General features: G+C 56.4%; 12 protein-coding genes. 2 read left to right on the top strand and 10 right to left on the bottom strand.

Annotated features, from left to right (window positions below; genetic code table 11):
* Positions 1-8: 8 nt before the first annotated feature.
* From rsxD to blr, 7 genes are all read right to left on the bottom strand, one after another.
* Entirely contained in the window at positions 9-1,061 is a 1,053-nt protein-coding gene (gene rsxD / locus ACOT1A_RS07510) for an electron transport complex subunit RsxD (RefSeq protein ID WP_022647918.1), read from the bottom strand.
* Positions 1,062-3,083: an electron transport complex subunit RsxC gene (gene rsxC, locus ACOT1A_RS07505; protein WP_032624360.1), complete on the bottom strand. Its 2,022-nt coding sequence runs from the start codon at positions 3,081-3,083 to the stop codon at positions 1,062-1,064. It lies immediately after the preceding gene.
* Entirely contained in the window at positions 3,076-3,654 is a 579-nt protein-coding gene (rsxB, locus tag ACOT1A_RS07500) for an electron transport complex subunit RsxB (protein ID WP_015570664.1), read from the bottom strand. The genes rsxC and rsxB overlap by 8 nt, the downstream gene beginning before the upstream one ends.
* Complete coding sequence (gene rsxA / locus ACOT1A_RS07495) at positions 3,654-4,235, bottom strand: electron transport complex subunit RsxA (protein WP_022647920.1); 582 nt, start codon at positions 4,233-4,235, stop codon at positions 3,654-3,656. Before rsxA ends, rsxB begins: the two co-directional genes overlap by 1 nt.
* A 76-nt stretch (positions 4,236-4,311) precedes the next feature.
* Complete coding sequence (locus tag ACOT1A_RS07490) at positions 4,312-4,752, bottom strand: DUF2569 domain-containing protein (protein WP_105322721.1); 441 nt, start codon at positions 4,750-4,752, stop codon at positions 4,312-4,314.
* 85 nt (positions 4,753-4,837) lie between these two features.
* Positions 4,838-5,053: a transcription modulator YdgT gene (gene ydgT, locus ACOT1A_RS07485; RefSeq protein ID WP_000217941.1), complete on the bottom strand. Its 216-nt coding sequence runs from the start codon at positions 5,051-5,053 to the stop codon at positions 4,838-4,840.
* 229 nt (positions 5,054-5,282) lie between these two features.
* Entirely contained in the window at positions 5,283-5,408 is a 126-nt protein-coding gene (gene blr, locus ACOT1A_RS07480) for a division septum protein Blr (protein WP_151884424.1), read from the bottom strand.
* A gap of 239 nt (positions 5,409-5,647) precedes the next feature.
* On the opposite strand from blr, the gene ACOT1A_RS07475 reads away from it, so the two are divergent.
* The gene (locus ACOT1A_RS07475; RefSeq protein ID WP_105322722.1) at positions 5,648-6,688 is read left to right on the top strand and encodes an oxidoreductase; all 1,041 of its coding nucleotides are present in this window, start codon (positions 5,648-5,650) and stop codon (positions 6,686-6,688) included.
* 56 nt (positions 6,689-6,744) lie between these two features.
* Here ACOT1A_RS07475 and add read toward each other — a convergent pair whose 3' ends face one another.
* From add to malX, 3 genes are all read right to left on the bottom strand, one after another.
* A complete protein-coding gene (gene add / locus ACOT1A_RS07470; RefSeq protein ID WP_022647922.1) occupies positions 6,745-7,743 on the bottom strand; it encodes an adenosine deaminase in 999 nt (332 codons plus the stop codon).
* Between the two features lie 96 nt (positions 7,744-7,839).
* Positions 7,840-9,012, bottom strand: coding sequence for a MalY/PatB family protein (locus tag ACOT1A_RS07465; RefSeq protein ID WP_023306016.1), 1,173 nt, complete (start codon positions 9,010-9,012; stop codon positions 7,840-7,842).
* Between the two features lie 49 nt (positions 9,013-9,061).
* Positions 9,062-10,654 (bottom strand): maltose/glucose-specific PTS transporter subunit IIBC, encoded by a 1,593-nt coding sequence (gene malX / locus ACOT1A_RS07460; protein WP_023299967.1) that lies wholly within the window; start codon positions 10,652-10,654, stop codon positions 9,062-9,064.
* A gap of 179 nt (positions 10,655-10,833) precedes the next feature.
* Here malX and ACOT1A_RS07455 point away from each other — a divergent pair, with 179 nt between their 5' ends.
* Positions 10,834-11,862: a Mal regulon transcriptional regulator MalI gene (locus tag ACOT1A_RS07455; RefSeq protein ID WP_105322723.1), complete on the top strand. Its 1,029-nt coding sequence runs from the start codon at positions 10,834-10,836 to the stop codon at positions 11,860-11,862.
* The last annotated feature ends 14 nt before the right edge of the window (positions 11,863-11,876 follow it).

Below are 11,876 nucleotides of genomic sequence, written 5' to 3'. Positions count from 1 at the left end.
CGTAACCCTTAGCGATGACCGTACACGCGTGGACGCGTGTAGTAGTCGATGAGCGGAACGGTGATGTTAGCAAGCAGTACGGCAAATGCCACGCCGTCCGGATAGCCACCAAAGCTGCGAATAAGCCAGACCAGCAAGCCCGCCAGCGCGCCGAAAATCAGACGACCTCGGTTGGTGGTAGAGGCGGTGACCGGATCGGTCAGAATAAAGAATGCCCCGAGCATGGTCGCGCCTGAGAGCAGATGGAGCTGTGGGCTGGCCAGTGACTCAGGTGAGATGACCCAGCCGAGCGTTGAACAGACGGCCAGCGTCACCAGGAAGCTCACCGGAATATGCCAGCGGATCGCTTTTTGTTGCAGCAGGAAGGCACCGCCCAACAGGTAGGCCAGATTGACCCACTGCCAGCCCGCACCCGCCAGTACGCCGCTGTAAATAGACGATTTCATCACCTGCTCGACGCTGTGGCCGGCACGCAGGGAGGTTTTGAAGGTATCGAGCGGGGTGGCCTGGCTGATGCCATCCACGCCCATGCGAAGCGCGTTCATATCCGCGCCCATCGCGGTGTGGCCAGTAAAGATAACGTTCAGGGCATCCATAAAGCCGGGCACCGTGGCGGCGATCTCATGCGGCGGCAGCCAGCTGGTCATCTGTACCGGGAAGGAGATCAGTAGCACCACGTAACCAATCATTGCCGGGTTAAACGGGTTATGGCCCAGCCCACCGTACAGCTGCTTGGCGATGATCACCGCAAATACCGTTCCCAATACTACCATCCACCACGGGGCGAACGGGGGAATGCTGATGGCCAGCAACAGGCCGGTCAACAGGGCGGAGTTATCGCTCAGGATGCGAGTCACCTCCATTTTGCGCAGCTTCAGGATCGCTGCTTCCGCTGCGACGGCACTGGCGCAACCCAGAACTAACTGGAAAAGCGTACCCCAGCCGAAAAACCAACACTGTACGGCAATACCTGGCAACGCGGCCAGGCACACCAGCATCATAATACGCGATGTCTGGCGCTGGTTATGGGTGTAAGGGGAACTTGCAATTCTGAAAACCATTTAATCCTCGTTAACGGCTTGCTGCGCGGCTTTCTTTGCCTGAACACGCGCAATCGCGGCGGCGACTGCGGCTTTGCGTGGATCGTCGTTGGCGGCCGCAGGCCGTTCGTCCTGCTGTGCGGCTTTTCGTGCTTTGGCACGGGCGATGGCCGCTTCAACGGCGGCTTTACGTGGGTCGACAGGCGCTTCACTCTCTTCGGCAGGCTGAAGCTGTGCCGCTTTACGTGCTTTGGCGCGGGCGATAGCGGCTTCAACGGCCGCCTTGCGCGGATCGGTCGCTTCCTGTTCAACCACCACTGTCTGCTGACCGGCTTTACGGGCTTTTGCCCTGGCGATAGCCGCTTCCACCGCCGCTTTACGCGGGTCTGTGTCGGTTTCCGGTTTGGCGTTTTGCGCCTTCTCCGCCTGACGTGCGCGCGCTTCGGCTTTACGCGCTTCGCGGGCGGCAATCGCTTCGCTATTGTCCGGCTTTTGGCCAGCCACGATCGCTACCGGCTGAGCGGCAGTCGCGTTCTTCTCCCGCACACGGGCGAGGGCAGCGTTAATCGCATCCTGATCTTTCGCCGCAGGCTGCACGGCAGCCTGCTTATGGCGTTCCTGACGGGCTTGTTTCTCGCGCTCCAGTCGCGCCTGGCGCGCTTCAAAGCGGGCCTTCGCCTCAGCGGCACGTTTTTCTTCCATGGAGATAGCGTAGATTTCGGCTTTCTCCTGACGGAAGTACTGCACCAGCGGAATATTGCTTGGGCAGACCCAGGCACAGGCACCGCATTCAATACAGTCAGCCAGGTTATGCGCCTGGGCTTTATCGTGCAGCTGGCCTTTGCTGTACCAGTACAACTGCTGCGGCAGCAAGTCTGCCGGACACGCATCCGCGCAGGCGCTACAGCGTATACAACCTTTCTCTTCCTGCGTTTCGCCCATCTCCGTTGGGGAAGGGGCGAGCAGGCAGTTGGTAATCTTCACCACTGGCACATCCAGCCACGGCAGGGTAAAGCCCATCAGCGGGCCGCCCATAATGACCATCTGCTCGCTCCCCGGGCAGAAGTCAGCCTGTTCCAGCAGATGATGCACCGGCGTACCCAGACGCGCCCAGACGTTGCCGGGACGGGAGACGGACTCGCCGGTCAGCGTGACGACGCGTTCGGTCAATGGCTCTCCGTCAATCACCGCACGTTTCACCGCGTAGGCAGTACCCACGTTTTGCATCAGCACGCCGATATCGGACGAACGGCCCCCGTGGGGAACCTGTTTTCCGGTCAGGATCTGCGTCAGCTGCTTCGCCCCGCCGGATGGGTATTTGGTTGGAATCACGCGCAGGGCGATATCATGGCTGTCCGCCAGCACCGCACGCAGCATCGAAATGGCCTGCGGTTTATTGTCTTCAATACCGATCAGCACTTCGCGGGGTTGCAGGATATGCGCAAGAATGCGAATACCTTCCACCACCTGCGCGGCACAGTCCTGCATCAGACGATCATCGGCGGTGATGTACGGTTCGCACTCGGCGGCGTTAATAATCAGCGTTTCGATTTTATCGCCGCCGCCGTGAAGCTTGGCGCCGGTCGGGAAGCCAGCGCCTCCAAGACCTGCTACGCCAAACTGATGAATGCGTTCAATCAGCGCTTCACGGCTGCGGGAACGGTAGTCGCTCCAGCCGTCACGATCGATCCAGCGATCTTCCCCGTCGGCTTCAATGATGACGCTCAGCTCAGACAACGCCGAGGGATGGGCAACGGTATGGGGGGCAACAGCCACCACCTTGCCCGAAGTCGGGGCATGTATCGGCAACATACGTCCACGACCAAAGGTCAGCGGCTGGCCGCGAAGGACGGTATCGCCTTCTTTCACGCACAGCTCGCCTTCCGCGCCGATGTGCTGTTTCAATGGCATCACGTAGCGGGTCGCCAGCGGAATTTGACGCAGCGGCGTACCGTTTGACTGGGTTTTCATTTCCGGGGGATGGATACCGCCGTCGAAGTCCCAGATCTTCTCTTTTCTGAAAGCAGAAAATAACTTAAGCATGTTGTTCCACAGGAATATTGCGAACCGGAATGGTCTGAAGATCCCATTTCCAGCTTTCGGTCGTCGTTTCAACCGGGCGGAGTTCTATACACTGCGTCGGGCAGGGGGCCACGCAGAGGTTACAGCCGGTGCACAGGTCCGCCACAACGGTGTGCATGGCGCGGGTTGCGCCTACAATGGCGTCGACAGGGCACGCCTGAATACATTTGGTGCAGCCGATGCAGTTGGCTTCGTCGATAACAGCAAGGGCACGAACGGGCTCCTGCGCCTGTTCATCGCCGTCGACAGGCTGCGGATCGACGTTCAGCAGGGCAGCTATTTTAAGCATGACCGCTTCGCCACCCGGCGCGCAGCGGTTGATCTTTTCTCCCTGCACGCCCACCGCCTCAGCGTAAGGACGGCAGCCAGGGTAGCCGCACTGCCCACACTGGCTCTGCGGCAAAAGCTCATCAATTTTTTCAACCACCGGATCGTCCTCTACCGCAAACCGGCGGGAGGCATAACCCAGAATGATGCCAAAGACGAGTCCCAGTACGCTGATGGACGCGATGGCAATCCAGATAGCACTCATTACAACTTCACCAGACCACTAAAGCCCATAAAGGCCAGAGACATTAAACCTGCGGTCACCAGAGCGATGGCGTTACCGCGAAACGGCGCGGGAATATCCGCCGCTGCCAGACGCTCGCGAATCGACGCGAACAGGACCATAACAAAAGAGAAACCGACCGCCGCGGAAAAACCGTACAGCGCCGACTGCATGAAATTATGCCCAAGGTTGATGTTGAGCAGCGCCACGCCCAGCACAGCACAGTTGGTGGTGATGAGGGGCAGAAAAATACCCAACAGGCGATACAGGGCAGGGCTGGTTTTACGCACTACCATTTCGGTAAATTGCACCACCACCGCAATGACCAGAATAAAGGACAAGGTGCGCAGGTAGAGCATGTCCAGCGGGATCAGGATCCAGGTATCAATCAGCCATGCGCAAATGGAGGCCATCGTCATCACGAAGGTGGTGGCCAGCCCCATGCCCATTGCCGTCTCCAGCTTTTTGGAGACCCCCATAAACGGGCACAGGCCAAGGAACTTCACCAGTACGAAGTTATTAACCAGCACAGTTCCGACAAAGAGCAGTAAGTAATCGGTCATTATTTAGCCTGAAATAAAAGAGCCGCCTATTATCGGATAAACGACAACAGGCCACAACAGGTTAACTGTAAGGTTATTACGGGTTAACGAAGGTCTTCTTAACGCGCGTCGACCGCTTGAAATAGGGCACCAGAAGCGCCGTCGCAAGCAACGGAAAGAGTAGCTGGCGAACCGCCAGTGCATCAGAAACTGGCGAAAAAGCGAACGCTTTGACGGCAAGCAGCACGGAGACCAGCAGCCAGATAATGTAATGTTTCGGCACGCTTTTGCGGCGTTTGAAGAAGGCGATGGTCAGCCAAAGCGTGTAGTACCACATCGCGATTGCGAAAACGAACGACACAAACCACGTCGCAATATTGAGCGCGCTCTGAGACATCAGTGTCTGGATAGCATGAGGAGTAACCAGTGCAGTGGTGTAAAGCAACAGCGCCAGCGAAGCGCTTAATAAAGCCACCAGCAGCCATGCCAGCGGGGCGATTAACCAGCCCCCAATTCTCTGTCCAGGCAATGCGGTCATACGCTCTCCCATAGTCTGCGCGAAATGTTATACAGAAATTTGCAGGGCGGAGAGTATATAACATTTCACGCCGAAGGCTACTTTCTTATACAACGTAACGCCAGACAGATTTAGGTACTTCCCCCACGTTGAACAGACGACCGCCAGAGACGAGTTCGGCGCGACGATGGTCAGCAGCGCGGTACATATTGATGATGTCCTGATTATCCGACAGCGTGTAGTTCAGATGGTCAAACAGTTTTTCCAGGCTTTCAAGGGAATTGATCTTGCGAAATTTTAATAAATAGTCCTGAACTGTCATATTAATAAGTTTCCATATAAAAGGGTAATACCCATAAAGGTAATGCGTTCGAATAATAAACGGATTAATAAAGACGTAAACTGTCCACTCGGGTAACGCGACGAAATTAGGAGTTTTCTTTGCGAAGATTCAGGCATCAGCAGATGCCTGGAAGAGAAGGGTAACCCCGTTCATTACGGCTGGCAATACGTTCCATGACGTAATGTGTCACGCTTTATGACGATGCGGCTTACTTTTGTTGAGCAACAGTAACAGGCTCCGGCGGCTGGTAGTTATCGATATGGCTGGCAATGCCGAGCAACACGACTGAAACGCCAAGGACAATCCATCCCGCTAATTCAATGATTCGATTAATTATTGATGACATATTTTGTGTTTGTAATTTATCCATAAATACAGATTACAAATGTTACAGCGGCCTTTTCGACAGAGCAAGCGCTTTGGGAACGATTCCCGGGCCCCATATACACACTTTAATGCGAGGTAACAAAAAAAGCTGTCGCGAGATGCTATTTTAACTCACAGGGCACATTATTAACCTGTGCGTTAAGCACAAGGCCAGTGATAAATAAGCGCACAGCGAGGGGGCATACGATGAGTGAAAACATCCGCGTCGGTCTTATTGGCTACGGGTACGCAAGCAAAACCTTTCATGCGCCGCTGGTTGCCGGCACGCCGGGAATGGAACTGGCGGCTATCACAAGCAGCGATGAAACCAAAGTCCATGCCGACTGGCCAGCCGTGCCGGTGGTAACGGAGCCTAAGCATCTGTTTAACGATCCTAATATTGACCTTATTGTCATTCCCACCCCTAACGACACCCATTTCCCCCTGGCGAAAGCGGCGCTGGAGGCTGGCAAACATGTCGTTGTCGATAAGCCTTTTACCGTGACGTTGTCACAGGCGCGCGAGCTGGATGCGATGGCGCGAAGCCTGGGTCGGTTATTGTCGGTCTTTCACAACCGACGCTGGGATAGTGATTTCCTGACGATCAAAGCGCTGATAAACGAAGGCACGCTCGGCGAAATTGCTTTTTTTGAGTCTCACTTCGATCGTTATCGTCCGCAGGTGCGAGATCGCTGGCGCGAGCAGGCGGGACCGGGCAGCGGCATCTGGTATGACTTAGCGCCGCATCTTCTCGATCAGGCCGTTCATCTGTTTGGTCTGCCCGTAAGCATGACGGTCGATTTAGCTCAGCTCAGGCCGGGGGCGCAGACCACCGACTATTTCCACGCCGTTTTGAGTTATCCGCAGCGGCGCATTGTGCTGCACGGGACAATGCTTGCGGCGGCGGAATCGGCCCGCTATATCCTTCACGGGGCGCGCGGCAGCTATGTGAAGTTCGGCCTGGATCCGCAGGAAGAGCGCCTCAAAAATGGCGAACGCTTACCGCAGGAGGACTGGGGCTACGACATGCGGGACGGGGTGGTGACGCGTGCGGAGGGTGAGGTACTGGTTGAAGAGACGGTGTTGACCCAGCCTGGGAACTATCCGGCGTATTACGCCGCAATTCGTGACGCGCTGAACGGTTCAGGTGAAAATCCGGTTCCGGCGAGCCAGGCAATCCAGATTATGGAGCTCATCGAGCTGGGGATCGAATCCGCCAAACATCGCGCAACGCTCTGTCTGGCATAAGTGCCAAACGCTTTCGTAGGCCGGGTAAGCGCAGCGCCACCCGGCAGTAAAGAGGACTACTGAGCAACTTTATCGCGCAGCGCCTGTTTCTCTTCAGGCGTCAGGAAGGCGATCTCCAGCCCGTTGATTTGCGCCTGACGGATCTGCTCGCGGCTCAGCCCGGCCTGCGGCGCGGCGATGTTGTATTCGTGAATAATATCCACGCCCTGAACCGCCGGATCGTCCGTGTTCAGTGAAGCCAGCACCCCGTGTTCAAGGAAGGTTTTCAGCGGGTGTTGCGCCAGCGACGCCACTGTACTGGTCTGAATATTGGAGGTCAGGCAGGATTCGATTCCAATACGTTGTTCGGCGAGGAAATCCATCAGCGCGCGATCTTCAATGGCTTTCACACCGTGACCAATACGTTCCGCACCCAGTTCACGAATGGCCTGCCAGATGCTTTCCGGCCCCGCGGCTTCGCCAGCATGAACGGTAATATGCCATCCTGCATCACGTGCGCGGTTGAAATGAGACAGGAACAGGCTGCCCGGGAAGCCCAACTCATCACCGGCCAGGTCGATGGCGGTGATCTGGTCGCGATGCGCCAGTAACGCTTCCAGCTCCTGAAGACAGGCCGCTTCACCGAAGGTACGGCTCATAATGCCGATCAAACGCGCCTGAACGTCAAAGGTTTTGCAACCTTCACGCACGCCCTCAATGACCGCTTCAACCACGCCCGCTACGGGGAGACTGTGGGTCATCGCCATATAACCCGGAGAGAAACGCAGTTCGACATAGTGCAGGCCGTTGCGAGCGGCATCTTCGATGTTTTCAAAGGCGACACGGCGACAGGCATCGAGCGAGGCCAGCATCTTCACGCCCCAGTCAAGCTTGCTCAGAAAACTTACCAGATCCGGCTCGTTCGACGTCACCTGGACATGGGGGATCAGGGTTTCAAGCGTTTCGGCAGGAAGCGTTAAATTGAACTGGCGACCAAGATCGAGAATAGTTTGGGCACGAATGTTCCCGTCGAGGTGGCGGTGAATATCAGTTAAAGGCAGGCGTGTATCAATCATGGTCGCACTCTTTGCTGGTTAAAGTGCGCCATATTATAAAAACAAAACGGGGGAAAAAGCTATTTGCGCAAGGGAATATTCCGTTGCGCAAATTATTTACAGCAGAGTGTTGATGCCAGCGATAAGGCGTTGAACGCCCTGTTCAAGCTTACTACGCGGACAGCCAGCGTTCAGTCGCACATAGCCTTTTCCTTCATCCCCATAAGTATATCCCGGCATGATGGCCACTTTTTGTTGTTCAATCAGCACGTTTTGCAGCGTTTTGTCATCAATACCGAGTGGGCTGAGATCAATCCAGGCCAGATAGGTGGCCTCTGGCGGTTGCCAGTTGAGTGTCGGAAATGCAGCATTCAGTTCGTCAGCAATGTAGCGCAGGTTTTCTTCGAGATAGGTCCGCAGCGCGTCCAGCCAGGGTTCGCCCTGCCGGTAAGCAGCAATGTGCGCGGTCAGCGCCAGCACGGAAGGGGAAGAGAGTCCGTCCCGCCCTTTTAATGCATTCAGATAGGCGTTACGGCTGTCGTCATCGGCGATAAGCCCCCAGGCGCCCGTCAGTGCCGGAATATTGAAGCTTTTGGAACCGGAGGTCAGCAGCGCCCATTTACCGCGTGCAACCTCATTCCACGGGGTATGGCGATGCGTGCCCCATACCATGTCCATATGAATTTCGTCGCTGATTACCGCCACATCATGACGGCTGCAAAGCGTTGCAATTGTGGCCAGCTCTTCCCGCGTCCAGACTTTGCCGGTCGGATTTTGCGGGCTACACAGCAGCAGAACCGTGTTTTCCGGTTTTGCCAGCGCCGCTTCCAGCGCGGCCATATTGCCGTCCCAGCCACGCGCCGTTTTCTGCATCGGCACGGAAACAACGGTACGCTGGTTGCCTTCAATGGCTTTATAAAAGGCATCGTAAGCCGGGGTATGAACCACCACACCGTCGCCAGGCGCGGACCATATGCGGATCAGCTCCGAGACCATATAAATGACCGACGGCCCATACACTACGGTTTCGGTATCAATCTGACTGTTAAAGCGTTGCCGGAACCAGTGCGCCACGGCAGCCAGAAATTCGTCATTTTTCCAGCGGCTGTAGCCAAACACGCCGTGGTTGATGCGCTGGTGCAGCGCATCGGTAATACAGGGAGCGGTGGCGAAATCCATATCAGAGATGGTGAAGGGCAGCAGGTCGGCAGCCCCAAAACGGTCAGCGACATAATCCCACTGGGTACACCAGGTGCCGTGTCGATCCACGACGGTAGAAAAATCAAACATGACGGTGCTCCGTAAAGTAAAACCCCCTCATGACGAGGGGGGCGAGGCATCAGGCTTCGACGGTTCGCATCAGGGTTGCCAGCTCATCCTTCACTGACTGTACCTGCGGGCCAATGACGACCTGCAAATTGTGTTGATTTAACTGTACCACGCCGATAGCCCGGTTAGCTTTAAGTGCGTTGGTATCCACTTTGGACATGTCCGCCACCGACAAACGCAGGCGGGTGATGCAGTTATCCAGAGAGGTAATGTTATCCGCACCGCCCAGCGCCGCCAGAATAGCCGGCGTGTTATATCCGGATTTCCCAACGGTACCGGCCACTGCCTGTTCAACGCTGGTGGCCGTATCGGTATCGCGGCCAGGCGTTTTCAGGTTAAAGCGGGTGATGGCGAAGCGGAAGATCCCGTAGTAAACCGCGAACCAGATGGCGGCCACAACCGGCACCAGATACCACTTGGTGGACAGGCCGTGCAGGATACCGAATACCACGAAGTCAATCACGTTACCGTCGGTGTTACCGATGGTCACACCGAGCACAGCCATCACGGTAAAGCCCAGGCCTGTCAGTACGGCGTGGATGAGGTACAGCACCGGTGCCACGAACAGGAACAGGAACTCGATAGGTTCTGTCGTACCGCCCACCACGCAGGCAATAACGCCGGAGATCAGCAGGCCTTTAATTTTATGACGATTTTCCGGGCGGGCGCAGTGGTACATCGCCAGCGCAGCGCCCGGCAGGCCGCCGAGGAAGGCAGGCATTTTCCCCTGAGAGAGGAAACGCGTCGCACTTTCAGAGAAGCCGTGCGTGGTCGGGCAGCTCAGCTGGGCCTGGAAGATGGTCAGCGCGCCGCTAACGGAATGACCGCAAACGTCCATAGTACCGCCTGCTTCAGTAAAACGGATCAGGGCAACCAGGATGTGCTGTAAACCAAATGGCAGCAGCAGACGTTCACCCGTACCGAAAATCATCGGGCCGAAATCACCCGCGCCGTTGATAATGCGGCCAATACCGGTGATCCCCATGGCAAAAACCGGCCAAATCAGAGGGATGATCAGACCAAACAGACCCATCACAACCAGCGTAATGATTGGCACAAAGCGGGTGCCGCCGAAGAAGGCCAGCGCATCGGGCAGGCGGATGTTATGAAAGCGCTCGTGCAGCATCCAGATGATCACTCCCGCGATCACGGCTCCAAGGATCCCGGTATCGATGGACTGAATTCCAATCACGCTCTGAATGTTATTGGCTTTCAGTACCGCCGCGTCGGTCGTGGGCAGGATCCCTTTGGCGGTCAGCCAGAAGTTAACCGCAAGGTTCATGACCGCATAGCCAACGAAGCCCGCAAACGCCGCCACGCCTTTGTTTTCGCGCGCCAGACCCAGAGGAATGGCGATACAGAACATTACCGGCAGGAAGCTAAAGGCAAAAGAGCCGACCTTGCTCATCCAGATGAAGATCGCCTGAAGTACCGGATTTCCGAGGAAAGGGATCAGGGTAATGACGTCATGGCTGCTTAACGAGCTGCCGATCCCCAGCATAATCCCGCAAAAAGAGAGAAGCGCCACGGGCAGCATAAAGGTTTTGCCCAGTTGCTGGAAAAACTCCCACAGCGATATTTTTTGTGCTGCTTTCGTCGTCATAAAACGACTCCTTAAATGGTAGAAAGAGATTTAACGACCGCGATGGGGCGAAAAGATAAAACGTTTTATCAAACTTTAGTGCGCGCTAAATCACATTCTCAGGCTTTTACTGGTAGTATAAAGATAACGTTTTGATAAAACGTTTTAGCGATCTCATTATCAAGGAGTCACGCCACCACATGGCTGTAGCGAAAAAGATCACCATCAACGATGTCGCGCTGGCGGCGGGGGTTTCCGTTAGCACCGTTTCGCTGGTATTGAGCGGGAAGGGGCGTATCTCTCCTGCTACGGGTCAGCGCGTCAACGAGGCCGTTGAGCAACTGGGCTTTGTGCGTAATCGCCAGGCGTCGGCGCTGCGCGGTGGGCAAAGCGGGGTGATAGGGCTGATTGTTCGCGACCTCGCGTCGCCGTTTTATGCAGAACTGACCGCCGGGCTTACCGAGGCGCTTGAAGCGCAGGGGCGAATGGTTTTCCTGCTCCACGGTGGGCGCGAACCGGAGCAGCTGCTCTCCAGGCTGGATATGCTGCTGACGCAAGGGGTGGATGGGGTGATCGTGGCCGGCGCGTCCGGTGTGGGCAGTGAATTGTGTGAGCGCGCGGCGCAGAAAGGCGTACCGCTGGTGGTTGCGTCACGCGCCAGCTATCTCGACGAAGCCGATACCCTTCGGCCGGATAACATGCAGGCCGCGCAAATGCTGACCGAGCATCTTATTCATCGCGGCCATCAGCGCATCGCCTGGCTCGGCGGTAAAAGCTCGTCCCTGACGCGTGCGGAGCGGGTGGGCGGTTACTGCTCCACGCTCATCAAATACGGCCTGCCGTTTCACAGCGAATGGGTGGTGGAGTGTGAGTCCAGCCAGAAAAAAGCCGCCGAAGCCATCGGCACGTTGCTTCGCAACAGCCCGACAATCAGCGCGGTGATTTGCTATAACGATGTGATTGCGATGGGGGCGTGGTTCGGCTTGATCCGCGCCGGACGCCAGAGCGGTGAGGGCGGGGTAGAAACGTTCTTCGGCCATCAGGTGGCGCTGGGGGCATTTGCGGATGTCGGTGAAAATGCGCTAGACGATCTCCCCATCGTCTGGGCGACGACGCCGGCTCGTGAAATGGGATACACCCTGGCAGACCGAATTATGCAGCGTATTGAAAATACGGACGTGCAGGCCGGGCATCAGATTGTGGCGGCGCGGTTAGTGACGCTGAAGTAATCTCCGCTGCACAT

Source organism: Enterobacter cloacae complex sp. SYL003 (assembly GCF_049236925.1).
GTDB lineage: Bacteria > Pseudomonadota > Gammaproteobacteria > Enterobacterales > Enterobacteriaceae > Enterobacter > Enterobacter intestinihominis.
The sequence above is the reverse complement of the archived record's forward strand: the minus strand, read 5'-3'. Positions and strand labels throughout refer to the sequence as shown.

What these genes read in the sequence shown, in the direction of transcription:
- add (WP_022647922.1), bottom strand. Translation starts at nt 7,743, where the DNA reads ATGATTGATACACGCCTGCCTTTAACTGATATTCACCGCCACCTCGAC.
- rsxB (WP_015570664.1), bottom strand. Translation starts at nt 3,654, where the DNA reads ATGAGTGCTATCTGGATTGCCATCGCGTCCATCAGCGTACTGGGACTC.
- rsxD (WP_022647918.1), bottom strand. Translation starts at nt 1,061, where the DNA reads ATGGTTTTCAGAATTGCAAGTTCCCCTTACACCCATAACCAGCGCCAG.
- ACOT1A_RS07475 (WP_105322722.1), top strand. Translation starts at nt 5,648, where the DNA reads ATGAGTGAAAACATCCGCGTCGGTCTTATTGGCTACGGGTACGCAAGC.
- rsxC (WP_032624360.1), bottom strand. Translation starts at nt 3,083, where the DNA reads ATGCTTAAGTTATTTTCTGCTTTCAGAAAAGAGAAGATCTGGGACTTC.
- ACOT1A_RS07465 (WP_023306016.1), bottom strand. Translation starts at nt 9,012, where the DNA reads ATGTTTGATTTTTCTACCGTCGTGGATCGACACGGCACCTGGTGTACC.
- ACOT1A_RS07455 (WP_105322723.1), top strand. Translation starts at nt 10,834, where the DNA reads ATGGCTGTAGCGAAAAAGATCACCATCAACGATGTCGCGCTGGCGGCG.
- ACOT1A_RS07490 (WP_105322721.1), bottom strand. Translation starts at nt 4,752, where the DNA reads ATGACCGCATTGCCTGGACAGAGAATTGGGGGCTGGTTAATCGCCCCG.
- rsxA (WP_022647920.1), bottom strand. Translation starts at nt 4,235, where the DNA reads ATGACCGATTACTTACTGCTCTTTGTCGGAACTGTGCTGGTTAATAAC.
- malX (WP_023299967.1), bottom strand. Translation starts at nt 10,654, where the DNA reads ATGACGACGAAAGCAGCACAAAAAATATCGCTGTGGGAGTTTTTCCAG.
- ydgT (WP_000217941.1), bottom strand. Translation starts at nt 5,053, where the DNA reads ATGACAGTTCAGGACTATTTATTAAAATTTCGCAAGATCAATTCCCTT.